Source organism: Agrobacterium sp. GW821-FHT02D03 (genome assembly GCF_059421725.1).
On record NZ_JBWKVN010000002.1, the window covers coordinates 788,647 to 814,619 of the forward strand.

Genomic DNA, 25,973 nt, shown 5'->3' on the forward strand with positions numbered 1-25,973 from the left:
GTGGGAGGCGCAGGCCGCATTCTCCGTCGTAGGCTGATCAGCGCCATTCCGGTGCTGATCATCGTGCTTCTCTTCACCTTCCTGCTGCTGGAAAATGCGTCGGGCGACGCAGTCGACGCCTATCTGGTGTCGATCGGTGGCGGAGATGCCAGCCTGCGAGACAGCCTGCGGGCGCAATATGGGCTGGATCACTCGGCGCTATGGCGGCTGTGGCTTTACGCCACCTCCGTCCTGAAACTCGATCTCGGCTGGTCAGTCGCCTTCGACCGCCCTGTGCTGTCGCTGATTATGGAGCGTTTGCCCAACACGCTGCTTTTAATGGGGAGCGCGACGCTCCTGTCCTTCATTCTCGGCACTGCTCTGGGGATTGTCGCTGGAGCAAAGCCTGGAAGCCTGCTGGACCGGGCGCTGTCGTCACTGTCGCTGGCACTGTATGCCGTTCCGGGGTTCTGGCTCGGCCTCGTCCTCGTGCTCGTCTTCGCGGTAAAGCTTCGCTGGCTCCCCACGTCCGGTCTGGAAACGATAGCTTCCGGTAAGCAAGGTTTCGCACGCGCCCTCGATATTGCGCGCCATCTCGTTCTTCCCGTCGCGAGCCTTGGCCTGATCTATCTCGCTCTTTTCCTGCGCGTGATGCGCAGCGCCATGGGTGAGATCTGGCGGATGGAGTTCGTCACCTTTGCCCAATCGAAAGGACTGTCGCGCGCGCGGGTGGTGCTGCGTCATGTTGCGCGCAATGCCGCCCTTCCCCTTCTCACCGTGCTTGGCCTCCAATCCGCTATGATGCTGGGCGGCTCCGTTGTGATCGAGAGCGTTTTCGCCATTCCGGGCTTCGGGAGGCTGGCGCAAGAAGCAGTTGCCGGGCGGGATACACCCTTGCTGATGGGCATCATCCTCGTCAGCGCCGTCTTCGTCATCCTTGTCAACCTGATCGTCGATTTGCTCTACGCGCTTCTCGATCCGCGTATCGGCGCCGGGGAGGAAACGACGTGACGGTTCTTGGCCAAGTGTTCCGCAGCCGCGAAGGCCTGGTCGGTCTCGCAATCCTTTTCGTCGTGGCAGCCGCTGGCCTTTCGGCACCTTTTGTCTTTCCCAACGATCCGCTTTCCATCGTCGCCGCGCCACTCATTCCGCCATTCACCGAGCGCGCCCTGCCACTCGGAACCGATACGCTTGGACGCGATGTGATGGCCTGCCTGTTCCACGCTGCGCGCAGTTCGCTGCTCGTCGGTCTCTGCGCTGCCGCCGCAGCCCTTCTGATCGGCACCGTCATGGGAACGCTTGCGGGCTTTGCTGGCGGTATCATCGATGAGGCGCTGATGCGGATCACCGATGCCTTTCAGATCGTGCCGAGCTTTCTTCTGGCACTTGCCTTTGTCAGCACCATCGGTCCATCGCTGCCCATCGTGATTCTTGCCATCGCGCTCGGCGCCTGGGCCGACCCGGCGCGATTGACGCGCGCGCAGGTGTTGTCGATCCGTGAGCGCGACTATGTGGCCTCCGCCCGCACCATCGGCATGCACCCGATGGAAATTGCCTTCCGCCAAATTCTCCCCAACGCCTTGCCGCCGGTCATGGCGCTCGCCGCCATCATCGTCGCTGCGGCGATCCTGACCGAAGCCGCCCTCTCCTTTCTCGGACTTGGAGACCCGAACATCGTGACCTGGGGCGGGATGATTGCCGAGGGGAGAAACGTGCTTCGCTCTGCGGCCTACCTCTCCATTATCCCCGGCATGGCTCTGCTCGCTACTGTCCTTGGGGTCTATCTGCTGGGTGAGGGCATCAACAAGGCGTTCGCCGGTCAAGGGGCTGCGCGATGAGCCTTGCCCCGCTTCTGAAGATCGAAGGGCTCAGCGTCACCTACCACGGCGCCGCGCAACCTTCTTTGCGCAACGTATCGCTTCAGCTTCAGGAAAAGCAGCGCCTGGCGATCATCGGCGAAAGCGGATCGGGCAAAAGCACGCTGGCACGCTGCATCGCTGGCTTGTTGCCGTATGGAGCGAAGACCGACGGTCAGCTCATCTGGAATGGACATCCGGACAAGAGCCACCAAACACGATTTTCAACGCCAGGCCGCGATATCGCCTATGTGTTTCAAGACCCGAGCGCCAGCCTCAACCCGGTACTGAGGATTGGCGAACAGGTGGCGGAGGCTGCCATTCGTCATCTTCGCCTCACGCGAAAACAGGCGCGGGCTCACGCCCGGGATTTGCTGACAGAGGTACAACTGCCGAACCCCGATGCCTTGCTCTCGGCCTATCCGCATCAAATCTCCGGCGGGCAGCGGCAACGTGTGGCGATTGCGGCCGCCATCTCCGCAGCGCCCAAAATCCTGATTGCCGATGAGGCCACCAGCGCGCTCGACACAATCACGCAAGCGACGATCGCCCGGCTCCTCGACCGCCTTATCAGCGCCAATGGCATGACGCTGATTTTCATTACCCACGATATCGCGCTGGCCTCCAGCCTTGCGGACGAGATCGCGGTGTTCCAATCGGGCCGACTGGTGGAGTCGGGCAAGGCGCAGGACGTGCTCTTGAATCCGGCAAGCGACGACATCAAACGTCTCCTTTCTTCGCACCTTGATCTCACCACCCCACCGCTGATCCGGAGGGCCAGTTGATGGAGCCCTTCTTCTCCGTCAACCGCCTTTCCAAGCGATACCAATCGCAGGGACGGACAGTGCAGGCGCTCGACGATGTTTCCTTTACGCTGGCGCGCGGCGAAACACTTGGGCTGGCAGGCCCGTCGGGGTGCGGGAAATCGACGCTGGCGCGCATTATCATGCGGCTTTCGCCCGCAGATGGCGGCGAGGTGCGTTTTCAAGGCCAGAACTGGCTGACCCTTTCGGGTCGTGACCTGAGAGCAGCCCGTCGTCATATGCAGATGGTGTTTCAAGATACGCATGGCGCGTTCAATCCGCGTGCCACAGTGGCAGATGCGATCGGTGAACCGTTGCGAATCCACAGGATCGTCGCGCCCCGCGATCGGCAAGCCGAGATCGTCCGCCTGCTGGAGCGCGTAGGGCTTGGCGCGGACCACGCTGCACGTCCTGTTCTCCAACTGTCGGGCGGCCAGCGACAGCGCGTCGCAATCGCCCGGGCCATCGCCTGCCGCCCGTCCCTGTTGGTGATGGATGAGGCCGTTTCCGCGCTCGACCTCTCCGTCCGTGCCCAGATTCTCGAATTGCTGGTATCCCTTCAAAGCGAGACCGGCCTCTCTTGTCTGTTCGTCTCGCATGATCTTGCGGTCATTCGTGCCGTCTGCCATCGCGTTGCCATCATGGAGATGGGGCGCATCGTCGAGTGTGGAGAGACGGACAGCGTAATCTCGAACCCACAGTCGGATACAGCAAGACGGTTGATTGCCGCCGTTCCCACACTTCGTAAGGACCAAAGCCATGCCTGATCGCAACTGGAGCCATCTGCTCGACGTGCCCGCCTTTCCGCCGGAGCGTTACGCAAAGCTTGCAGACCGATTGGCGGCCCTGATGAGGACGCGTAACGATGTGCTTCTCATTCAGGCCGAGGCGGTATTGGCGCTGGAGGCCGTCGCCACCAGCCTCGCGCGACCTGGCATGAAAACGCTGAACGTCGTGACCAGCCCCTATGGTGCATGGTTCGGCGACTGGCTGAAGCGCGGAGGCAGCGATGTCATCAATCTCGCGGCTGAGCCCGGACGACCGGTGGCGATAGAGGCTGTGCGTCAGCAACTGGACGACCATCCCGATATCTCTGTGCTGTCACTGGTCCATGCCGAATCCGCCACCGGCATTCTCAATCCATTGGAAGACATCGTTCGGCTTGCAAGAGAACGGGGTGTGCTCACGGTGGTCGATGCGGTCGCATCGATTGGCGGCCATGCTCTGAATGTGAATGCAGACGGCATCGATATCGTCGTGATCGGTCCGCAAAAATCGCTTGCAGGGCCGGCGGGCGTCTCTGCAATCTCGGTCAGCGACCGCGCCTGGGCGATGCTGCAGCATGAGAGCGCCCCGCGCAACTCGATGCTGTCCCTTCTCGATCAGAAAGAGCAATGGCTCGAGACCGGCAGAGGTGCTTTGCCCGGTACGCCTGCGCCGCTCGAATTCTTTGCGCTAGACGCCGCACTCGAGCGTCTGGAAGCCGAAGGCATCGACGCGGTTGAAGCGCGGCATCGTCTGGCGGCGAAGGCGACGCGAGACGCTTTGCGCGCGCTGGGTGCGGAGCTTTGGGTCGACGATCATCTGGCTTCGGCACTGGTGACAGCCGTCAAGCTTCCCGCTGATATCGACCGCAGCAATTTTCTCCAGGCCGCGAGGCTCGATGGGGCAGATATTGGCGCAGCGGTCGGACCCGGCTCAGATCGACTGATCCGCCTCAACCATACCGGCCAGCGTGCCAGCAAGGAGGCGGTGCGTGCCAACATCAAAGCCTTCGCCCATGCCCTGCAATTCCAGGGCCATTCAGGACCGGTCGAAAAAGCCTTTGAGGCGCTGGATGCCGCCTATTCTTCGTGAGGGCGCATTGAACCGCCTTCCGGGCTCGTGAAAAAATGCTCTCACTGAAACGCTGCCATTGGAAGGATCTTCCCCTCCCGTCCACAGCAGTGACACAGGAATCCCTCCCGCAATCTTGACGAAATCGTGGCAACGCGCGAAACTTTACACATTGTTAAGTTTGGTGACAGGAGGAATGAAAATGGTTGCTGGTTTCAACATGCTTTCCTTCGATCTCTTCGGCCTTGGCCGTCGGGCACAGGAAGAAAAGCTCAAGCGTGAGAGCGGATCGAAAAAGGACCAGGTCACGCGCGACGAGTCCGAGCAGCGCGATCGCGATCAGGAACATGATCTGTTCTTCTGGTCGCTCTATCCGGTGATCTGAGGGACGCGTCCAAAACCGCGCGGTCTCACGTCCCTCAAAGGCGGTCCAGTTCCTCGCGATGACGATGCATTGCGAGGAATTTTTTGTAATCGCGCTCATAGATGGATGCGCGTGACCCGTCCGGCTGGCGCTCCTCACAGCCGGGATACATGGCAGCACCAGCTTCCGCCAAGCTATCATAGACGCCGCCCGCCGCTGCAGCGGTCATGGCCGTCCCAAGAAGAACGGCATCGCTGGTCTGTGGCACCACGACCCGTTTGCCCGTCGCGTCGGCATAGAGTTCCATCAGCAGCGGATTGTGGATGTGCCCACCCGCAACGTGAAGCGTGGTGGTGCGATATCCGAACCCTTCCATCGCATCCAGAACGTGGCGCGTACTGAGCGCGATCGACACCGCCGTGCGCCAGTACAGTGCACAGAGGCTGTCGAACGAGGTATCGAGTGTCAGGCCACTGATCACACCTCTGGCATGCGGATCGGCAAGCGGCGATCTGTTGCCATGAAAATCCGGCAGGACATGCAGACGGCTGGCAAATCCCTCGCCCTCCTCTGCCCGCAACGCCATGACGCGGTCGACGATGCGACGGTGAAGTGCCGCATCCGGCTCTCCCCCTGCGGCATGCATGCGCACGATATGGTCGAGCAGTGCACCCGTTGCCGATTGTCCGCCCTCGACCAGCCAGTGATCCGGCAAAACAGCTTGCCAGTAGGGCCCCCACAGGCTGCGACCATGCATGCGATTGGGCGTGAGCGCCACAAGGCAACTGGATGTGCCAGCGATGAGCGCGACGTTGTTTTCGACATGGTTGTCGAGGCTTCCGCCAAGCGCACCAAGCGCGCCCGCATAAGCATCGATCATGCCGGTCGCGACCCGGCACTGCGTATCAAGCCCCAATTCATCGGCAGCCTTGGCCGAGAGGGTACCAACGGCTTGACCCGGTGCTACGGTGCTTGCAGGAAGCGCGGCGCGTTCTTTCAGATCGCCTATCCCGGCAAGTTCAAGATAGTCGTTGCGCCAGCCTTGCTGTTCATGCGCCAGGAAATTCCATTTTGCCGTCAATGTGCAGTTGGAGCGCGCAGCACTGCCGCTCGCCTTCCATGTGAGAAAGTCGGCAAGGTCGAAGAAGTAAGCGGCTCTGGACCAGCTTTGAGGCAGGTGTTTCTTCAACCACATAAGCTTCGGTATCTGCATTTCGGGAGATATCGACCCGCCGGCGAAATCCAGAACCGGATGATGCGACGCGGTGAGAAAATCCGCCTCGTTGATGGCGCGATGATCGAGCCAGACCACCGTGTCGAACCGGTCTTCGCCTGTGGTCGAGACCGACACCTGCTCGCCAGACTTGCCGCGCGCAACCAGCGAACATGTGGCATCAAACCCGATGGCAGCCACACGCACCGGATCGATCGCCGCGTCCGCCATGGCAGACCGCACCGAAAGGCAGACAGCCTTCCATATGTTCTCGGAATCGTGCTCGGCGTGGTTTTCCCTCGGCCTTTGCATCAGGATAGGATGAGTGGCGCGGGACAGCATTGCACCATGACGATCGAACACCCCGGCGCGCGCGCTGCCTGTTCCGACATCGACCGCAACGAGATATTGGCGCATGAAGCTAGTTTCCCATCCCTGTTTTGCCGAAAACCGGGAGAGAACCGTTCCGTGTCTTCACCTGCACGTCAACCAGCCTCTGCTCTTGAGCCTTGGCGGCCCTTTCGGTCGCGCACAAGGTGGACCAAATCCGGCATCGCGTCAAACACGAGATCGGGCTCAAGCGCTGCGATCTGTCGGCGAAATGCGGGGAAGCGTGCGTGAGAGCCTCCTGTAAAAGCAAAAACGCACATGCCAGCAGCCTTAGCTGCCACAATACCGGCCGGACTGTCTTCAATGACGATGCAATTGGCGGGCTCCGCGCCCATTTCATGCGCGGCGTGCAGGAAGAGATCAGGTGCCGGCTTGCCGTTCTTCACCATGGTCGCGCTGAAAATATGCGGCTCGAATTTTTCGATGAGCCCCGTCAGGCCCAACGAATAGCGGATGCGTTCCGGCTGACTGGACGAGGCCACGCAGCGCGGTACGTCGAGCCGGTCCAACGTTTCGGCAATGCCTTCAATGGCCTTCAATTCGAGGCGAAAGCGTTCGAAAAGCGCGCTTCGCATGTGTTCAAGAAAGTCGATATCGGTCTCGATACCGTATTCTTCCCAAAGCGTTGCGGTCATATTGGCGAGGCTGCGGCCGAGAAACCGTTGATAGGCCTCTTCCTCGGTCATCTGAACACCCAGATGCGCCAGCATGTCGATCAGCACGGCGACTGAAACCGGCTCACTATCGACGAGAACGCCATCGCAGTCGAAGATCACCAAGGGGCCTGTTCCGGTTGGCATGATGTCAGCTTTCGATGAGTTTATCGTCCAGATAGAGCTGCAGCGTTTTTGCCGTTCCCTGCTGCCACAATGTCTTTAGAGCATGGGCAAAGCGCTTGCGGAAGAGGTCGGAGTCGGCAACGTCGCCGAAAATGTCGCTCAGCGCAAGGAACGCCATCGGGTCGTCCTTTGCCTTGATCGCTGCCGCCTGCAGGCGCTCGGCACTCGCATCGTTGAAGACGATCGCCTTGCCGCTGTCCGAGGTGCCGTAGAAGTAGCGGCACCACAATGCCGAGACCAGCGACAGGCCGACAATGTCGAGACCCTGTGCCAGACGGTCCGAAGTCGAGGGCAGGATGAATTTCGGTTGGCGGTTGGAGCCGTCTTGCGCCAGGCGCGGAATGGTGTCGCCAATCTTCGGGTTGAGGAAACGGCGCTCGATCAGCTCGAAATATTCGTTGAGATTGGTGTCCGGCACCGGCGGAATGATCGGGATGATCTCTTCCTTTTCCAGCTTCGCGAGGAAGGCGCGGATCAACGGATGCTCCATCGCCTCATGGACGAAGTGAACATCGAGAAGTGCTGCGGGATAGGCAATCGCAGCATGGCCGCCGTTCAGGATGCGGATCTTCATGTGTTCATAAGGTGCGACATCGGACACGAACTGAACGCCGACTTTCTCCAGCGCCGGGCGACCGGCGGGGAAATTGTCCTCCATAACCCATTGCTTGAACTCTTCGCAGAAGACCGGCCAGTTGTCCTCGATGCCAAAGTCGTCGCGGGCAATGGAGCGCTCGCGATCGCCGGTGGCTGGCGTGATGCGATCCACCATGGAATTGGGGAAGGACACATTCTCACCGATCCAGGTAGCGAAGGCTGGATCGGACAGGGCTGCGAGGCCGACGACGGCGTTCTTCGTGACCTTGCCGTTGTGCGGGATGTTGTCGCAGGACATGACCGTGAAGGCCGGGATGCCTCTGTCGCGGCGTGCTCGAAGCCCCGCAACGATGAGGCCAAACACCGTCTTCGGCGCTCCCGGGCTCTTGCCATCCTCGGCAATGGCTGGATGCTGCGGATTGAACGCGCCGGACGCATCGATGAAGTAGCCGCCCTCGGTGATGGTCATCGAGACAATGCGGATCTTCGGGTCGGCAAGTGCCTCGATAATCGCTTTGGCGTCGCCGACCGGCAGGATGTCGATCATCGGCCCGGTAACGCGGGCACCTGTTCGGTTATTGTCCTGCTCGACGACCGTCGTCAAGAAATCCTGATCGGCGAGTTTCTCGCGCATGACGGCATCCGACGGCAGCACGCCAGCACCGATGATCGCAAAATCATGATCGGCACCGGTGTTGAAAAGATCGTCGAGATAGATCGCCTGATGCGCACGGTGAAAATTGCCGACGCCGAAGTGAACGATGCCTGCCGAAAGGTCGCTCCGCACATAGGAGGGAACCTGGGCGGTGGCGTTTGCCTGATCAAGCGTTGCAAGCGAGAGTTTGCAGGTCATGAGACAATCCTCGAATAATTCGCAATCGAACCGGCGCGCGAAACGCGCTCAAGGTCCATGTCGTGATGGCTTTCGCCGAATGGCGACATCCAGGCACTATGGCCGGATTGCCAGACCCTTGGTGTCGAACCTGTGGACCTTGGTCTCATCCGGCGTGATGAAGACGATATCGCCATGCTGGCAGGCGAACTCGCCACCGGCGCGCGCGGTGATCATGCCGATATCTTCGACGTCGATGTGGAGGAAGGTATCCGAACCAAGATGCTCGGCCACGTTGACCTTGCCCTTCCACAAACCGCTTTCCTTCGACAGCAGCAGGTGTTCAGGCCGGATCCCGACCGTCTCCGCCGACTTTCCAAAGGCATAGGCACCCTTAACCAGATTCATGCGTGGAGAGCCGATAAAGCCCGCGACGAAGAGATTGGCCGGGCTGCGGTAGAGATCCAGCGGCGAACCGACCTGCTCGATATTGCCGCGGTTCAGAACCACGATCTTGTCGGCCATGGTCATGGCTTCCACCTGGTCGTGGGTCACATAGATCATCGTCGTCTTCAACGTGTTGTGCAGCTCGGAGATTTCCAGCCGCATCGTGCCACGCAGTGCCGCATCGAGGTTCGACAGCGGTTCGTCGAAGAGGAACGCGGAGGGCTCGCGCACAATGGCGCGACCAATGGCGACACGCTGGCGCTGACCGCCGGAGAGCTGCGAGGGACGGCGATCGAGATAATCGGTCAGATTGAGGATGGCTGCGGCGTCATTCACCTTCTTGTCGATGGCGGACTTTTCCATCTTCGCCATCTTCAGTGGAAAGCCGATATTGTTGCGCACGCTCATATGCGGATAAAGCGCGTAGGATTGAAAAACCATGGCAAGGCCGCGTTCTGCCGGTGCCTTTTCGGTCACGTCCTTGCCATCGATGATGATCTGACCGCCGCTGACATCCTCAAGCCCGGCAATCAGACGCAACAGCGTGGACTTTCCGCAGCCGGAGGGACCGACAAAGACGACGAACTCACCGTTCTGAATATCGAGATTGATGGATGGGATGACCTTGGCTTCGCCAAAGACCTTCGAAACATTTTTAAGCGAAATGCTGCCCATTGTTATGATCCTTATTTCACAGCGCCGAAGGTCAGGCCGCGCACGAGTTGTTTCTGGCTGAACCAGCCGAGCACCAGGATTGGCGCGATCGCCATCATCGAGGCAGCCGATAGCTTTGCCCAGAACAGGCCCTGCGGCGACGAGAAGGAGGCGATGAACGCCGTTAGCGGTGCCGCGTTTGTGGTCGTCAGGCGAATGGTCCAGAACGACTCGTTCCAGGCCAGAATGATGTTGAGGAGCAGTGTCGAGGCAATGCCGGGGACCGCCATCGGTGTCAGCACATAGACGATCTCGTTCCACAGCGACGCGCCATCCATCCGGGCAGCTTCCAGGATTTCGCCCGGAATTTCACGGAAGTAGGTATAGAGCATCCACACCACGATCGGCAGATTGATCATGGTCAGCATCAGCGTCAGGCCGAAGCGGGTGTCGAGAAGGCCGGCATTGCGGAACATCAGATAGAACGGCACCAGCACGGCAACGGCCGGCATCATCTTGGTCGAGAGCATCCACATCAGGATGTCTTTCGTGCGCTTTGTCGGCGAAAATGCCATGGCCCAAGCCGCCGGAATGGCGATGAGCAGTGCCAGGATCGTGGAGCCGACCGATAGGACGACCGAGTTCATGAAGGGCTTGAAGTAGTCGCGCTGCGTGTTCACCGTGACGTAGTTTTCCAGCGTCCCCGACGGCCAGAGGCTGAAGCCTGCAATGGCTTCCGGCTCCGTCTTGATGGAGGTGAGGAAGGCATAGAGAATCGGGAAAAACAGGATGAGTGCAACCACCCATGCCGCGATGGTAAAGCCGATCTTCGAACGGGTAGAGACTTTACGAGCCATGGGACGTCTCCTTAACGATCGAGGTTCTTGCCGACCGCGCGCATCAGGAAGATGGCGACGACGTTGGCGAGTACGATGGCGATGATACCGCCGGCTGAAGCACCACCCACGTCATAACCAAGCAGCGCGGTCCGGTAGATCAGGAACGGCAGGTTGGTAGAGGCATAGCCGGGTCCGCCATTGGTGGTGACGAGAATTTCCGCATAGACGCCCAGAAGAAAGATGGTCTGAATGAGGATGACCACCGTCATGGCGCGCGCCAGATGCGGCAGCGTCAGATAGATGAAGCGGTTAAAGAAGTTTGCGCCATCCATTTCGGCGGCTTCTCTTTGTTCGCCATCGAGAGACTGGAGCGCAGTCAGCAGGATCAGCGTCGCAAAGGGAAGCCACTGCCAAGCCACGATGATGACGATGGATAAAAGCGGGAAGCGCGAGAACCAGTCGATGGGTTGAAAGCCGAAGAACCTGTTCAGGTCCGCAAGCACACCATAACCGGGGTGCATGATCATGTTCTTCCAGATCAGTGCCGCGACGGGTGGCATGACGAAAAAGGGCGAGATCACCAGAATGCGAACGATGCCCTGGCCGAAGATCGGCTGATCGAGCAGAAGCGCAATCGCAACGCCGCCGATAATGGTGATCAGCAACACACCGCCGACGATGATCAGCGTGTTCCAGATGGACTGGAAGAAGGCCGGATCGGTGTAGAAGAATTTGTAATTGAACAGGCCGGCAAAGCTGACATTGGCCGGGTTCAGCAGATTGTAGTTCTGGAAGGAAAACCACAGCGTCATCGCCAGCGGCACGATCATCCAGATGAGAAGCAGGAAAACGGATGGCGCCATCATCACGCGCGCCAGGTTCCTGGTGTTCTGCGTTGCCATTCGCTGTCCTCCCAGTATCGCGCGCGGAAGTAATACCGCAGGCGGTGCATTCTTTTGATTATGAGACGATCGAGAAGATCCGCCGCCCGGCAATGGCCGGGCGGCAGGCTTCGGGAGGATTACTTGATGTAACCGGCGCGGGTCATTTCGCGCGTCGCGGTGGACTGAGCGCCTGCGAGCGCATCATCAACCGAAGACTGACCTGCAACGACTGCCGAGAAGAGCTGGCCGACCGTGGTACCGAGCGACTGGAACTCGGGGATCGCCACGAACTGGCCGCCGGTGTAAGGCACAGGCTTGACCGTTGGCTTGGTGATGTCGGCTGCATTCATGGCTGCAAGCGTCGTCTTGGCGAACGGTGCCGCCTTCTCGTAGTCAGCGTTCTTGTAGAGCGAGGTACGCGTGCCCGGAGGGACGTTGGCCCAGCCTTCCTTGGAGGCGACGAGATCGGAATAGTCCTTGCTGGTTGCCCAGGCGATGAACTTCTCTGCCGATTCAGCCTTCTGCGAGCTCTTCGGGATCGCAAGGTTCCAGGACCACAGCCAGTTGCCATGGTTCTTCAATTCGCCATGCGTCGGGAAGAGCGCGTAGCCAACCTTGTCCGCAACCTTGGAGTCCTTCGGGTTCGACACGAAGGAAGCAGCAACGGTAGCGTCGATCCACATGCCGCACTTGCCTTGCTGGAAGAGCGTCAGGTTTTCGTTGAAGCCGTTGGACGCAGCGCCCGATGGACCGGCATCCTTCATCAGATCGACGTAGAACTGCAGGGAGTTCTTCCACTCGGGCTGATCGAATTGCGGTTTCCAGTTTTCATCGAACCAGCGGCCACCGAAGGAGTTGGTGAGCGCGGTGATGAAGGCCATGTTTTCGCCCCAACCAGCCTTGCCGCGCAGGCAAATGCCGTTGACGTCGGCCTTACGGTCGGTGATCTTGCGGGCCGCATCGCCGATGAATTCCCAGGTCGGGTTTTCAGGCATTTTCAGGCCGGCTTTTTCAAACAGGTCCTTGCGATACATGATCATGGCAGATTCGCCATAGAAGGGCGCCGCATAGAGCTTGCCTTCAACCGTCAAGCCACCACGAATGGATGGCAGCATGTCGTTGACATCATACTTGTCGCCGAGCTTTTCCAGCGGCAGAAGCCAGCCTTGCTTGGCCCAGATCGGAACTTCGTAGTTGCCGATGGTCATGATGTCGTACTGGCCGCCATTGGTGGCGATATCCGTCGTGACGCGTTCGCGCAGGACGTTCTCTTCCAGTGTGACCCACTCGATCTGGATGTCCGGGTTCTTGTCGGTAAATTCCTTTGTCAGTCCCTGCATGCGGATCATGTCACCGTTGTTGACGGTGGCAATGGTCAATGTTTCTGCAGACGCGAGGCCGGAAAGGGCGAGAGCCGAGCATGCGCCCAGCAGAAGTGTCTTCAATGTCATGATCTTCCTCCCAGAAGAAAAATGAGCATTCGCTTTGCTCGAGGGCAATTACTCACTTATCCCGACACAAAGTCAAGCATCCTCCTGCGCTGCAGCGCAAAAGAAGGAGCTAATATACTGATTTAAATGAGATATTTTTGCTCAGTGCGTGAGCAGATATTCAGCCGATTGCTCATCGGTGATGACGCCGTTGAGCAACCCACCGCGCAAAGCGGCCAAAATGGCGGGCGATTTCTTTCGTCCCTGAGCGATACCGACCACGGTGCAAGTCTCCCTCGGCGGCACGGGAACGGAGGCGACGCGATCATTGATGGGATTGTTCATGATCTGCCCATCCCCATCGAAGAACCAGCCGCAGATTTCGCCTGCGGCACCCTCGGCGATCAGTTTTTTCATCTCGTCAACGGCGAGAAACCCGTCGAGACAGAGCGGCGCGTTTTCTCCCAACTCGCCAACCCCTACGAAGGTCACATTTGCGGCAGCACCCAAAGCCAGCGTTGAGCGAACCATGGGTTGGTCATGCAGCAAGAGGCGCTCTTCAGACGATGAGCAAAGAACCGGCAGCGGCATGGGAAAGTGGCGAGCCTTGATCGCATCCGCCATGGAGAAGATGACGTTGTAATAGGCGGCTGATCCGTCGGGGCCGATATTGCCGGTGAGTGAGACGATGCGATGCTGCGGACAGTCCATCGGCGGCAGTTGATCCACCGCCGCTTTCAGTGTGCGCCCCGTTCCGACGGCCAGCACGATCGGATCTGGCTGGCGCAACCAGCGCTCGATTTCCGCCGCACCCGCCTCGGCAATTCCAACGGTGGAGGAGGTTCCTGCCGGATCGCTCGGGACGACCTCGACATGCTTTAGCGAAAAGCGTTCGCGCAGCGCCTCTGCCTTCTCCAGACAGGCGGCAATCGGGTGATCGAGCCGCACCTTGATCAGACGCTCGGCCACCGCCAGCGAGACGAGACGCTGCGCAGACTGGCGCGAAATTCCCATGGCAGCGGCGATCTCGTCCTGCGTGCGACCGGCCACATAATAGAGCCAGCCGGCGCGCGCCGCATCGTCTAACCGTCCACCGCTATCGGATCGCCTGGCCATGTCTCTGCCCTAACTTGTCTGCTCCCCAAGTGCTGGCATTTTTTGCAGTAAAAAGTCAAACCATGAGACACGACAGACGGCTGTTGAGCCGCGGCGAGCCCTTAGCTTGCTTCCTGTACGAGATGACCGGCGGAGACCTCGCGGTAATGGCGCGGCGGCGGCACGTAACCGACAGGGCGGATCGGGCTTTTGATCTCGTCGGTCGCCATGTTGCGCCGAATATGCCGTCGTGAAGGATCCGGCACCGGAACGGCAGACATCAGCTTCTTCGTGTAAGAATGCTGAGGATTATCGAAGACGGCGGCGCGCGGACCAATCTCGACAATCTCACCGAGATACATCACAGCCACACGATGGCTGACCCGCTCCACCACGGCCATATCATGCGAGATGAACAGGAAGGCCAGATTGAGGCTCTGTTGCAGATCGAGGAGAAGGTTGCACACCTGCGCCTTGATCGAGACATCGAGCGCCGAGACCGCCTCGTCGGCGACAATCACCTTTGGGTCGAGCATCAAGGACCGGGCAATGGCGACGCGCTGACGCTGACCGCCCGAAAATTCATGCGGGAAACGCCGCATCATATCCGGGTTAAGGCCCACTTTCTCCAGCAGATCCGCAGCCTTGTCACGCGCCTGCTGCTTGCTGCCGAGGCGGTGCTCGATGAAGGGTTCCATGATTGCCGCACCGACGCTCATGCGCGGGTCGAGACTGGCGAAAGGGTCCTGGAAAATCATTTGCACACTGCGGCGCATGGCGCGCAACGTGACCTTGTCGAGCTGCATCACCTCATAGCCATCGAGCATTACATTGCCGGATGTTGGCTCGATCAGTCGGGTGATCGAGCGGCCGGTGGTGGACTTACCGCAACCCGACTCGCCAACGAGTGAAAGCGTTTCTCCTTCGGAAAGATCGAATGATACTTTTTCCACTGCGTGCACGGCACCGGATTTACGACCAAGAAGACCAGAGTGGATATCGAAGCGGGTCGTCAGATCCTTGACCGACAGAATGGGCGTCTTGCTACCCGAAACCGTGTCCTTGACCTCCACCGCAGGCTGGCTCTCGCCTGTCTTGATATCAATGATTGGGAAACGGGCGGGAAGTACACGCTCCTTCATCGAACCGAGCTTCGGGACCGCAGAAAGAAGCGCACGCGTATAGGGGTGCTGTCCGCGGTGGAAAATATCATCCGTGGTGCCGGTCTCCACCACATCGCCGCGGAACATGACGATGGTGCGATCCGCCACTTCGGCCACGACACCCATATCATGGGTGATGAACAGAACCGACATGCCCTCCTCTTCCTGCAACTGCTTGATGAGGTCGAGGATCTGGCCTTGAATCGTGACATCGAGTGCCGTCGTCGGCTCGTCGGCAATCAGGAGCTTCGGCCGGGAGGCAAGTGCCATGGCAATCATCACGCGCTGGCGCATGCCGCCGGAAAACTGATGCGGATAATCATTAAAGCGGCTTGTCGAATTGGGAATGCGCACCTTTTCCAGAAGGCGGATGACCTCTGCTTTTGCGGACGATGAGGAGATATTCTGATGCACGGTCAGCGCTTCGGCGATCTGCTTACCGATCGGAAAGATCGGATTGAGGCTGGTCATCGGCTCCTGGAAGATCATCGAGATCTCCTTGCCGCGAACCTTGCGCATCTCCTCCTCCGGCAGGCTCAAAAGATTGCGCCCGCCGAGCATGACCTCCCCTTCGATGCGGCTCATCTTCTTATCGAGAAGCCGCATGATGGAGAGCGACGTCACGCTCTTGCCCGAACCGCTTTCCCCAACGATTGCCACCGTTTCGCGCGGCGCTATCTCGAAACTCATATTTCGCACCACGGATTTCCATCCGCCATCGACGCGGAAGGATGTGGTGAGATTTTGAACCGATAGGACCGGGGTCACAGACCCGCCGGCTTCTTCCATGGACGTTCCGGCCAAAAGCATGCTGATCTCCTTAAAGTTCGACCGCACAATCGCATGTCGGCATCATGGTATTCCTCGTTTAGGGTGCCACGGCTCGGCTTGAAGCATCGCCCAGCACGCTAACGCTTGCAACCTCGTCACACGCGTGATCAGCCTCGCGCTTTTGGCTGCGGCCACTTTTTCACACCGCCGCTCCAGTCCTCGAACGCCTTGGACAACTTCAAAACAAAGAGATCCTCAAAGCGCGGGCCAACGATCTGCAGGCCGATCGGCATGCCGGATTTCGAGAAGCCGCAATTGATCGAGGAGGCCGGTTGTTCCGACATGTTCCACGGCACCGTGAAGGCAATGTGTTCGAAGGGCAGTTGCGGGTCATTGGTGGGAGAGGCCCAGTCTGCCGGATAGGACACGATCGGATTGGTCGGCGAGATGACGGCATCGACCGTCTGCATCAGCCGCCCGCAGCTCTTGCGCATTTCCATGGTCTGGTTGAAGCCGAAGACCGCGCGCGACCCTGACACGTCCGCACCCTTTCTTGCCCATTCCAGAATATAGGGCAGGATCAAGTCCCGGCGTTCCTCGCTGAGCGCCACCATGTCGCCCCAGAATTTCGCCCGCCAGAAATCATCCAGCCCATCCAGCATGTCGCGCGTCAGCACCGGCTCGACCGGAACGATGATGGCGCCCGCCGCTTCGAAGAGCTTGGCAGCAGAGATGACAGCATCACGCACCTCGTCATCCAAAGGTAGTCCGCAGCCCGCATCCAGCATCAGACCGATCTTCAGGCCCTTCACATCGGCGTTCAGGTCGAGCCAGTCGATTTCATTGGGTGGCAGCGATGTGCCGTCGCGCCAGTCCGGTCGCGACAGCGTTGCCATGGCGTAGGCTGCATCTGTGACGGTGCGGGTCATCGGCCCGGCGCAACGACCGGTGTAGAACGGATCGACCGGAATACGGCCTTGGCTGGGCTTGAAACCAAAGAGCCCGGTCCATCCGGCGGGAAGTCGCACGGAGCCGCCGATATCCGTGCCGATATGGAGTGTGCCGTAACCGGCGGCCCCCGCGGAGGCCGCACCGGCGCTGGAGCCGCCGGGGTTCTGTGTCGGATCCCAAGGGTTGCGGCTGAGCTTGTGAAAGCTGGAAAGGCCCGACGAAAGCATGCCGTAATCCGGGCAGGTCGTCTTGGCATAGAGGATCGCTCCGTCTTCACGGCAGCGCGCCGCCACCGGTGCATCCTCGCCGGCGGGAACCAGTTCGACCGCCTTTGTGCCAAGCGGCACCGGCTGGCCCTTGGTGGCGATGAGCTCCTTGAGCGAGACCGGAAGACCATCAAGCGGACCGAGCGTTTCTCCCTTGAGCCAGCGCTGCGTCGAGGCTGTGGCTTGCCTGCGTGCATCTTCCGGATCATAGGCGTAAAGCGCGTCGACGATCGGCTCGAATGCCTCGATGCGTGCCTCTACTGCCTGCCAATATTCCAGTGGGGACAGTGTCTTGTCGCGGTAAAGCGCCAGAATTTCGAGCGTGTTGAGGTCTATGAGATCGGTCATGGAATCGTCTCGTCAAAAATAACAGGAGATGAGGGTGATATCGTCTTCGGGCGATCAGCTCGTGTCGCGCGGGTCGAGGAGATCGCGAAGGCCATCGCCGAGCAGGTTGAGGCCGAAGACGGCAAGCGCGATGGCAAGGCCCGGCATGATGGCAAGCCAGGGGGCGACGCCGAGATAGGTCTGGGCATCGGCGAGCATCCGTCCCCAGGTGGCCGCGGGTGGCGGCATGCCGAGACCGAGGAAGGAGAGCCCCGCTTCCGTGAGGATCGCAAGCCCAAGCTGGATCGTCACCTGCACGATGATCTGGTTGGAGATATTCGGGACAACATGAAGAAGCGTGATCTTGGCGCTGTTCTGACCGATGCTGGTCGCTGCTGTAATATATTCTCTCGCCCATATCTGCAGCGCGGCACCCAGCGTGAGCCGGGCAAAGACCGGTATCATGAAGGTGGCGATGGCAATGATGGCGGTAAACCGGCCGGTGCCGATAAAGGCACCGAGCATCATCGCCGACAGGATGGGCGGCACGGCGAAGATGATATCGCAGATGCGCATCACCACGGTTTCGGTAAACCCTCTGACTGCTGCGACCGTGACGCCGATGGCGGTGCCGATGAAGGCGCCGATGGCGACGGCAGCAATCGCCGTGGACAGTGAGTTCCACGCGCCGGCCATCAACATGGAGAGCACGTCGCGGCCGAAGTGATCGGTGCCGAGCCCACCATAGACGAAGGGCGATTTCAGCTTCTGAACGATCTGCATTTTGGTGGGAGAGAAAGGCGTCCAGACCAGGGACAGCAATGCGACGGCGATCAGAAAGCTCGTAACAGCAATGCCGATGACGAATGCCGGACGGCGGCGGAGCAGTCGCATCATCGCGCACCTGTCCGCAATCTTGGATCGATGAAGAGATAGGCGATATCGACCAGGAAATTCATGGTGATGACGAGTGCTGAGAAAAACAGCACGACAGACTGCATGACGACGATATCCCGCTGGGTCAGAGCCTGATAGGCAAGCCGCCCAAGGCCTGGCAGGTTGAAGACATTTTCCACCAGTACCGCGCCGGCAATCAGAAAGGTGAATTGCAGACCGATCATGGTGACGACCGGGATCATCGCATTTGGCACCGCATGCCGCCACAGCGCGACCCGTTCGCTCAAGCCTTTTGCCCGGGCGGTGCGGACGAAATCCTCATTCATCACCTCCAGCACTGCAGAGCGGCAGACGCGGGTCAGAACACCGGCCTGCGAGACGGCCAGCGCAATGGCTGGCAGAAGGAGCGCCAGAAGACCGGCGGAAAGGCTGGGCGTCCAGCCGGGAAAACCGCCAGCCGGCATCCAGCCGAGCGTTGTGGAGAAGAGAATGATGAGGAGCAACCCGACCCAGAAGCCAGGCACGGCAATGCCCACATGGGAAAACAGCCCGGCGGCGAAATCCAGCGCGCCATTGCGGTTTCTCGCAGCCGCCACACCGAGTGGAATGGCGATCGCGACCGAAAGGCACACGGCAAGGAAAGCAAGCGGGAGGGTAACGGCCAGTCGCTCGACGATCAGGCCTGCCACGGGCACACCGTAGGTATAGGACTGTCCGAGATCGCCATGCAGCACGCCTATCAGCCAATGGACATAACGAAGCGGCAGCGGCTGGTCGAGGCCCATCTGTTTCTGCAACGCGGCGAGCGTATCGGGGCTCGCAGAGGTGCCAAGCATGATGGCCGCCGGATCGCCCGGCAGCAGGCCCATGATGAAGAAGATCAGGCAGGAGACCGCCAGCAGCGTGACGAACAGACCAAGGATGCGCTTGAGGATCAGGGTCGTCATGATCTGCAATCACTGGTGACGCGTTGTGAAAGGCGCGCGCCCTTCTGTCCTGTCGGACATCTCCCCCTTGAGGGGGGAGATTGGAAAAAACGATACCCATGCCCCATCTCGACCATCCGGGAAAAGCGAGAGGGTGACCGCCAATCGATTTCCCCCCTTGAGGGCGAGATGTCCGACGGGACAATGTGGGCTATGGGTACGCCTCGCTCCATGATGTTCAATCTTCCCAATGAACGTCCGTCAACACGTTCGACGGTATAGGTTCATCCTCCCAAAGTCCCTTGACCTTCTTGTCCCAGACACCGAGCTTCGGCATCACGAAGAGAAAGAGAGCCGGCACGTCTTCGGCGAGAATCTTCTGTGCCTCACCGTAGAGCTTTTCCTGCTCACCGGCGTCGGCCGTCTTCTCGACATTGGCGATGACCTCGTTGAAGGTCGGGTTCTTGTAATTGAAGTAATAGGGGTTACGGGAATAGATATCGATATCCATCGGTTCGGCATGAGCGACGATGGTCATGTCGTAATTGCCGCCCTTGAAGACATCCGCGACCCACTTGGCCGGAAACTCGGTCGTCTCGATGGTCATCGTCACGCCAATTTCAGCCAGCATGGCCTGGAGGACCTGCGAGGTGCGCTGCGCGTAGGCCATTTGCGGGGCCTTGATGGTGAAGCTGAAGCCATTCGGATATCCGGCTTCGGCGAGCAACGCCTTGGCTTTCTCGACATCGTAGGGGTGCACACCGGTCGTATCGATGTAGCCGCGGTCGTTGGGAGTATAGTGGCTGCCGATCGCGGTGCCGAGACCGGACCACGCGCCTTCGATGACGGTGGGGCGGTCGACCGCCATCATCAACGCCTGGCGCACCCGCTTGTCGTCGAAGGGCTTGCGGGCATTGTTCATGCCCGCAACGACCTTGAGTTCGGTGTTGCCGATGAAGGTGCCAAGACGTGCGTCACCCTCGAAGGAGGACATAAGCTCGGGCGCGCCGAATTCCGGGAACGCGTCGATATCGCCGGCTTTCAAAGCCGCCGCCTGGGCCTGCGCGTCTGCGACGAAGCGGAAGGTGGCCTTTTCCAGCTTTACCGCAACGTTCTTGTCCCAATAGGAAGGGTTCTTTTCAAGCTCGACCTTGTCACCCTTTGCCCAGCTGACGAATTTGAATGGGCCGGTGCCGATCGGCGTCGTGCGGTTGTTTTCCGCGCTCTTCGGCGCGACCATGACCGAGGCTGGCCAGCCGAGCCAATAGATGAGGCTGCCGGCGGGCTGCTTCAGTTTCAGCACCAAGGTCTCCGCATCCGGCGTCTCGATGGTATCGATGGAAGCAAAGAAGCGTTTCTGCGGATTGACCGAGCTTTCGCCTCGGGCACGATCCAGCGAAAATTTCGCAACCGAGGAATCAAAGGCCTCGCCATCGTGGAAGGTCACGCCATTGCGCAGCTTGAACGTATAGGTCTTGCCGTCCGGAGAGATCTGCCAGCTTTCGGCGAGCTGCGGCTTGACTTGCCCCTTGCTGTCAATGGTGACAAGGCCTTCGAAAATGTTCTGCCACGTGACCTGACCGATGGCGACCGGGGCTGCGATCGTCGGGTCGAGGCCGGTTGGCTCGATCGCCATTCCAAGTGTCAACGCCGTCTTGGGTGCAGCCTCAGCCTCGACAGCCGAAAGCGGCAGCCAGAGTGCGGTGCCCAAGGCAAGAGTCAGGGCGGTACGGCGAGAGAGCTTCGCCGCCTGCGAAAAATAAGTGCGTGGCATCATTATCCCCTGTCGGACGGCCCGGGCTTTTTGCCCTCTGAAAGACCATCTGTTGCAAAAAGAGTGGCACGGTGACGGCGCACACACAATCTGCATTTTTGTGTGCTCCGCGTAGCGGAAAACGCTACACGGTCTTGGGGAGGAAAATCAACCGAAAGACGGTGATCGAATGGACGACATGCGACAGAAGAAAGACGTAAAGCATCGGGAGCAAATCTGAAAGATCGCGGTGCGCCTTATGGTGAGGTCGTTGCCTCACGCATGAAACGTTCAATGAAGTCGGCGAGTTTGGAGGCTGCAAACGATAGCTGGCGATCCGGTGCGACGCATAGGTCAATCTGTGTGTGGATGCCCTTCTTGCCGGCCAGAGGCACGGCGACCATCTGGCCGCTGCGCAATTCTCGCGCCACCGAAAGGGCGGGCAAAAGCGTCGCGGCAGCGTTCCCTAGGACCAGTTCCTTCAGCATCTCCAGAGAGCTGGTGATAAAGACCGGATCGAGTTCGATGCCGGCATCCGCAAAGAGGGCATCAAAGGCCTGACGTGCGGCAAAGGTCTTGTCCGGCAGAGCAAGCGGAAGCCCGGCCAGTTCCTTCAATGTCACTTCGGCCTGGCCGGCAAGTGCATGCCCCGCCGGGAAGATGGCATCGTAGCTGATACGCGTGCGCGAGCGCACCTTGACGCCGGAGAGCTTCGGCGCAAACAGGCTGACGACAAGGTCGGCTTCTGCGGTTCCCAACGCCTCCATGGCCTGGCGCGCGCTGGTGATGTTGACCTCGAAACGCAGCTTTGGATATTTGAGGCTGAACTGCGCCAGGACGGGTGCCAGCAGATTGGCCACCGTGGCACCATTGGCATAGATCGTGACGCGGCCGCGTTGCAGACCCTTCAGATCGTCAATCAGCTGGTTGACATGGTCCAGCTCGCGCAATGTCTTTCCGGCACGGGCGGCAAGGAGCTCGCCCGCTGCCGTCAGCTTCACGCCTCGGCTGGAGCGCTCGACCAGCGGCGTGCCGAAATAATATTCGAGATTTTCGATCTGACGGCTGACCGCGGTCGGTGCAACATTCAAATTCTCGGCCGCCGCGCGCATCGAATTGGTGCGGACGAGTTCATCGAAATACATCAATGCGCGCAATTGCATGGAGCGATCATCCTCGATGTTCGATCAAAGGCTGTTGGACAGGCTCAACCAGCGGCCCCTCACTGCTGCGGTCATACACCAGGTGTAAGCTGGCCTCAATCGCGCCTGAAACCTTCACTCGCTACCATAAGCTGCCGCGTGTAATCGGCGGAAAACTCTCTGGTTTCCAGCTGGTGGACATCCATCGACTCGACGACCTTGCCGCTTTTCATCACCGCCAGCCGGTCGCACATGTGGCTAATGACGCCGAGATCATGGCTGACCATGACGAAAGTCAGGTTTCTGTCCTTGCGCGCCTGTTCCAGCAGATTGAGGATTTCCGCCTGGATCGATGCGTCAAGCGCCGATGTCGGCTCATCGAGAAGCAGGATCTTCGGCTCGAGGATCAGTGCGCGGGCAATGGCGATACGCTGGCGCTGGCCACCCGACAGCTGGTGCGAGTAGCGGAAGCGGAAACCTGTGCCAAGACCGACCTCATCGAGAGCGCGAGCGATCCGTGCTTCCTTGTTGTCCACCCCATGAATGACGAGCGGCTCCAGCAAAATGGCATCGACCGTCTGGCGCGGATGGAGCGAGCCATAGGGGTCCTGGAACACCATCTGGACATCGCGATAGAAGCTCTTGTCACGTGACTTGCGGCTATAGGTCCGCCCGTCCACCATAAGAGCGCCTTCTTCAAAATGGTTGAGGCCGGCGATTGCACGCAAAAGCGTCGATTTGCCGGAACCGGATTCACCCACGAGCCCGAAGGATTCGCCCTTCGCCACCTCGATGCTGACGCGGTCTAGGGCCAGATAACCGTCGAAGTCTACGACGATATTCTTGGCAGACAGTACGACCGTCATAGACGCCACTCCGCTTGGCGTTGAAGGACCGGCAGCGGATGCCGGTGCTCGCCGATTTTCGGCAGACAGTTGAGAAGCCCTTGCGTATAGGGATGTTTCGCGTTTTGCAGATCGGCGGATGGAAGCTCTTCCACCACGCGCCCCGCATACATGACGAGCACCCGGTCGCAGAAGGACGAGACGAGGCGCAGGTCGTGCGACACGAAGATCAGTCCCATGCCGCGTTCGCGCACCAGCTTGTCGAGAATATCCAGCACTTCCAATTGCACCGTGACGTCAAGTGCCGATGTCGGCTCGTCGGCGATCAGGAGTTCCGGACCGCAGACCAGCATCATGGCGATCATGACGCGCTGTCCCATGCCGCCGGAAACCTCGTGCGGATAAAGATTGAAGACACGTTCGGGATCGCGGATCTGCACCGCCTCGAGCATGTCGAGCGCGCGCTTCTTCGCCTCGGAATAGCCGATCCGCTCGTGCGTCTTCAACGTTTCGACGATCTGGCGACCGATGGTCATGACCGGATTGAGCGAATATTTCGGATCCTGCAGGATCATCGCGATCCGCTTGCCGCGGATCGTGCGACGCTGTTTTGCTGGTGCCGTCAGAAGATCGATATCGCCAAAGCGAAGTGCATCGGCCGTAATCTTCGCGTGCCCTGGTGTCAGGCCCATGATGGCACGACCGGTCTGCGATTTGCCGGAACCGGACTCGCCGACAATGCCAAGACGTTCCTTGCCGAGCGTAAAGGATACCCCTCTCACGGCTTCGACAAGGCCGGTTCTGGTCGGAAAGCTGACGCGCAGATTTTCGACCGTCAAAAGAGGCGTGGTGGAAGATGAAGTCACTGGCCAGCCTCCTTCGGATCGAGCGCATCGCGAAGCCCGTCACCCAAGAGGTTGAAGCCGAGGCTGACGATGAGGATGGCGGCACCCGGCATCGCGGCAACCCACCACTGATCGAGGATGAAGCGGCGGCCAGAGGCAATCATCGCGCCCCATTCGGGGAGTGGTGGTTGCGCGCCGAGACCCAGGAAGCCGAGACCGGCGGCGGTCAGGATGATCCCAGCCATATCGAGCGTCACACGCACGATGAGCGAGGAGAAACAGAGCGGGATGACGTGTTTGAGAACGATGCGCCAGGGAGACGCCCCCATCAGCTTCACCGCAGCGATGAAGTCGGAATTTCGAAACGTCATGGTTTCGGCGCGTGCAATACGGGCATAAGGCGGCCAGGAGGTGACAGCGATCGCCAGCACCGCATTCTCAATGCCAGGACCAAGTGCTGCCACGAGCGCAAGCGCAAGAACGAGCTTGGGAAAGGCAAGAAAGATATCGGTGATACGCATCAGCACCGCATCGATCCATCCACCGGCATAACCTGCGACGGTGCCGACGATCAGGCCGATCGGGGCGGCGATGATTGCCACCAGCACGACGACGAAAAGCGTCAAACGCGAGCCGTAAATCAGGCGGGACAGAATATCTCGCCCCTGATCGTCAGTGCCGAGCCAATATCCATCCGTCCCCGGAGGCAACAAGCGGGCATTGCGGAGATCGCCCTGAACCGGGGAATGCGGCGCGAGGACATTGGCGAAGATTGCGACGAACACCAGCGCCAGGATGATGCCAAGCCCTGCAAGCGCCAGACGGTTTTCGGAAAAGCGCCGCCAGATGACATAGGCGCGCCCGAGCCGCGCCTGCTTTCGCGAGGTCGGGCGGTCGGACAGCAGCCACTCGCGGCTGTAGGGTTTCACAATGGACATGGTATCCGTCATCGGCTGCGCGTCCTTGGGTCGAGCGTCCGGTAGAGCAGATCGGACAGGAGATTGATGCCGATGAAGACGGCACCGATCACGATGGTGCCGCCGAGGACGGCATTCATGTCCGCATTCTGCAGGGAATTGGTGATGTAGAGGCCAAGGCCCGGCCAGGAGAAGATCGTTTCCGTCAGAACCGAACCTTCCAGCAAACCGGCATAGGAGAGCACGATCACGGTGAGCAGAGGGACTGCGGCGTTACGCAGAGCGTGGAACCAGATGATGCGCGTTTCCGACAGGCCCTTGGCGCGTGCTGCGACGATATATTCCTGCGCCAGTTCGTTCAGCATAAAGGAGCGCGTCATGCGGCTGATATAGGCGAGCGAGAAATAGCCGAGCAGGCCGGCGGGCAGGATAATGTGACGGAAGAGATCCCAGAACACATCCCACTGGCCCTGCCAAAGGGCATCGAAGAGATAGAAACCGGTGGTTGGTGTGAAGGTAAACTCGTAGACGATATCCATACGACCGGGATAGGCGACCCAGTTCAACTTGGCATAAAACACCAGAAGCGCCAGGAGGCCGAGCCAGAAGATCGGCACGGAATAGCCGATCAACCCGATGACGCGAACGATCTGGTCGATGATGCTGCCGCGCTTGACGGCTGCCAGTACGCCAAGCGGAATGCCGAAGAGCGCCCCGATCAATGTACCGAGCGTTGCAAGCTCAATGGTTGCCGGGAAGACGCGCTTGATGTCGTCCATCACCGGATTGCTTGTCAGCACCGATGTGCCGAAATTGCCGGTCAGCGCCTGCTTCAGATAGATGAAGAACTGCTGCCAGAGCGGCAGGTTCAGGCCAAGCTCCTCGCGCACGCGCTCCACCACATGGGCAGGCGCGCGATCGCCGACGATCGCCAACGCCGGATCGATGGGGATGACGCGACCAATGAAGAAGGTTACCGCCAGCAAGCCTAAAAAGGTCGTGACGACGGTAACGATGAAGCCGAGAACGGCCATGCGGCGCCTGTTGGCACGGCGTTTGCCGTGCCTCAGGCTTGCGGGGGTTTCAACGATACTCAATGGACCGATCCTGCC

Annotated in this window: 24 protein-coding genes; 6 read left to right on the forward strand and 18 right to left on the reverse strand. The window is 59.7% G+C overall.

Annotation, left to right across the window (positions count from 1 at the left end):
* The 6 genes from AC07U5_RS17015 (at position 1) to AC07U5_RS17040 (ending at position 4,859) form a co-directional block, all read left to right on the forward strand.
* Entirely contained in the window at positions 1-990 is a 990-nt protein-coding gene (locus AC07U5_RS17015; protein WP_494723721.1) for an ABC transporter permease, read from the forward strand.
* A complete protein-coding gene (locus AC07U5_RS17020) occupies positions 987-1,817 on the forward strand; it encodes an ABC transporter permease (protein ID WP_494723722.1) in 831 nt (276 codons plus the stop codon). Before AC07U5_RS17015 ends, AC07U5_RS17020 begins: the two co-directional genes overlap by 4 nt.
* A complete protein-coding gene (locus AC07U5_RS17025; RefSeq protein ID WP_494723723.1) occupies positions 1,814-2,620 on the forward strand; it encodes an ABC transporter ATP-binding protein in 807 nt (268 codons plus the stop codon). The genes AC07U5_RS17020 and AC07U5_RS17025 overlap by 4 nt, the downstream gene beginning before the upstream one ends.
* Positions 2,620-3,405 (forward strand): ABC transporter ATP-binding protein, encoded by a 786-nt coding sequence (locus AC07U5_RS17030; protein WP_494724267.1) that lies wholly within the window; start codon positions 2,620-2,622, stop codon positions 3,403-3,405. Before AC07U5_RS17025 ends, AC07U5_RS17030 begins: the two co-directional genes overlap by 1 nt.
* On the forward strand, positions 3,398-4,495 hold the full coding sequence (locus AC07U5_RS17035) for a pyridoxal-phosphate-dependent aminotransferase family protein (protein WP_494723724.1): 1,098 nt from the start codon (positions 3,398-3,400) through the stop codon (positions 4,493-4,495). The genes AC07U5_RS17030 and AC07U5_RS17035 overlap by 8 nt, the downstream gene beginning before the upstream one ends.
* Before the next feature lie 181 nt (positions 4,496-4,676).
* Positions 4,677-4,859 carry a hypothetical protein gene (locus tag AC07U5_RS17040; protein WP_207773752.1) on the forward strand — a complete coding sequence of 61 codons (183 nt, stop codon included), beginning with the start codon at positions 4,677-4,679 and terminating at the stop codon, positions 4,857-4,859.
* A 34-nt stretch (positions 4,860-4,893) separates the two neighbouring features.
* Here the strand turns inward: AC07U5_RS17040 and AC07U5_RS17045 are convergent, their stop codons facing one another.
* The 18 genes from AC07U5_RS17045 to AC07U5_RS17130 all read right to left on the reverse strand — a co-directional run bounded on the left by AC07U5_RS17045 (position 4,894) and on the right by AC07U5_RS17130 (position 25,958).
* On the reverse strand, positions 4,894-6,468 hold the full coding sequence (locus AC07U5_RS17045) for an FGGY-family carbohydrate kinase (RefSeq protein ID WP_113179181.1): 1,575 nt from the start codon (positions 6,466-6,468) through the stop codon (positions 4,894-4,896).
* Between the two features lie 68 nt (positions 6,469-6,536).
* Entirely contained in the window at positions 6,537-7,241 is a 705-nt protein-coding gene (locus tag AC07U5_RS17050) for an HAD family hydrolase (protein ID WP_112359364.1), read from the reverse strand.
* Positions 7,242-7,245: 4 nt separating this feature from the next.
* Entirely contained in the window at positions 7,246-8,730 is a 1,485-nt protein-coding gene (locus tag AC07U5_RS17055) for a mannitol dehydrogenase family protein (protein ID WP_113179180.1), read from the reverse strand.
* Between the two features lie 96 nt (positions 8,731-8,826).
* Positions 8,827-9,831, reverse strand: a complete 1,005-nt coding sequence (locus tag AC07U5_RS17060) for an ABC transporter ATP-binding protein (protein WP_494723725.1) — start codon at positions 9,829-9,831, stop codon at positions 8,827-8,829.
* Positions 9,832-9,842: 11 nt separating this feature from the next.
* Complete coding sequence (locus AC07U5_RS17065; protein ID WP_062423581.1) at positions 9,843-10,667, reverse strand: carbohydrate ABC transporter permease; 825 nt, start codon at positions 10,665-10,667, stop codon at positions 9,843-9,845.
* A gap of 11 nt (positions 10,668-10,678) precedes the next feature.
* Positions 10,679-11,551, reverse strand: a complete 873-nt coding sequence (locus tag AC07U5_RS17070; RefSeq protein WP_494723726.1) for a carbohydrate ABC transporter permease — start codon at positions 11,549-11,551, stop codon at positions 10,679-10,681.
* 119 nt (positions 11,552-11,670) lie between these two features.
* Positions 11,671-12,984: an ABC transporter substrate-binding protein gene (locus AC07U5_RS17075; RefSeq protein WP_062443612.1), complete on the reverse strand. Its 1,314-nt coding sequence runs from the start codon at positions 12,982-12,984 to the stop codon at positions 11,671-11,673.
* 141 nt (positions 12,985-13,125) lie between these two features.
* A complete protein-coding gene (locus AC07U5_RS17080) occupies positions 13,126-14,079 on the reverse strand; it encodes a sugar-binding transcriptional regulator (protein ID WP_062443615.1) in 954 nt (317 codons plus the stop codon).
* 101 nt (positions 14,080-14,180) lie between these two features.
* Positions 14,181-16,031: an ABC transporter ATP-binding protein gene (locus AC07U5_RS17085; RefSeq protein ID WP_494723727.1), complete on the reverse strand. Its 1,851-nt coding sequence runs from the start codon at positions 16,029-16,031 to the stop codon at positions 14,181-14,183.
* A 128-nt stretch (positions 16,032-16,159) separates the two neighbouring features.
* Positions 16,160-17,557: an amidase gene (locus AC07U5_RS17090; RefSeq protein WP_494723728.1), complete on the reverse strand. Its 1,398-nt coding sequence runs from the start codon at positions 17,555-17,557 to the stop codon at positions 16,160-16,162.
* Positions 17,558-17,611: 54 nt separating this feature from the next.
* Entirely contained in the window at positions 17,612-18,433 is an 822-nt protein-coding gene (locus AC07U5_RS17095) for an ABC transporter permease (protein WP_494723729.1), read from the reverse strand.
* Positions 18,430-19,380, reverse strand: coding sequence for an ABC transporter permease (locus AC07U5_RS17100; protein ID WP_111849929.1), 951 nt, complete (start codon positions 19,378-19,380; stop codon positions 18,430-18,432). The genes AC07U5_RS17095 and AC07U5_RS17100 overlap by 4 nt, the downstream gene beginning before the upstream one ends.
* Before the next feature lie 217 nt (positions 19,381-19,597).
* Complete coding sequence (locus AC07U5_RS17105; RefSeq protein WP_494723730.1) at positions 19,598-21,133, reverse strand: ABC transporter substrate-binding protein; 1,536 nt, start codon at positions 21,131-21,133, stop codon at positions 19,598-19,600.
* Between the two features lie 236 nt (positions 21,134-21,369).
* Positions 21,370-22,275 carry a LysR family transcriptional regulator gene (locus tag AC07U5_RS17110; protein WP_062443625.1) on the reverse strand — a complete coding sequence of 302 codons (906 nt, stop codon included), beginning with the start codon at positions 22,273-22,275 and terminating at the stop codon, positions 21,370-21,372.
* Between the two features lie 95 nt (positions 22,276-22,370).
* Positions 22,371-23,120 (reverse strand): ABC transporter ATP-binding protein, encoded by a 750-nt coding sequence (locus AC07U5_RS17115; RefSeq protein WP_494723731.1) that lies wholly within the window; start codon positions 23,118-23,120, stop codon positions 22,371-22,373.
* Positions 23,117-23,965, reverse strand: a complete 849-nt coding sequence (locus tag AC07U5_RS17120) for an ABC transporter ATP-binding protein (RefSeq protein WP_062443627.1) — start codon at positions 23,963-23,965, stop codon at positions 23,117-23,119. The genes AC07U5_RS17115 and AC07U5_RS17120 overlap by 4 nt, the downstream gene beginning before the upstream one ends.
* Positions 23,962-24,894 carry a nickel transporter permease gene (nikC, locus tag AC07U5_RS17125; protein WP_062443630.1) on the reverse strand — a complete coding sequence of 311 codons (933 nt, stop codon included), beginning with the start codon at positions 24,892-24,894 and terminating at the stop codon, positions 23,962-23,964. Before nikC ends, AC07U5_RS17120 begins: the two co-directional genes overlap by 4 nt.
* Positions 24,891-25,958 carry an ABC transporter permease gene (locus AC07U5_RS17130; protein WP_112952865.1) on the reverse strand — a complete coding sequence of 356 codons (1,068 nt, stop codon included), beginning with the start codon at positions 25,956-25,958 and terminating at the stop codon, positions 24,891-24,893. Before AC07U5_RS17130 ends, nikC begins: the two co-directional genes overlap by 4 nt.
* Positions 25,959-25,973: the final 15 nt, after the last annotated feature.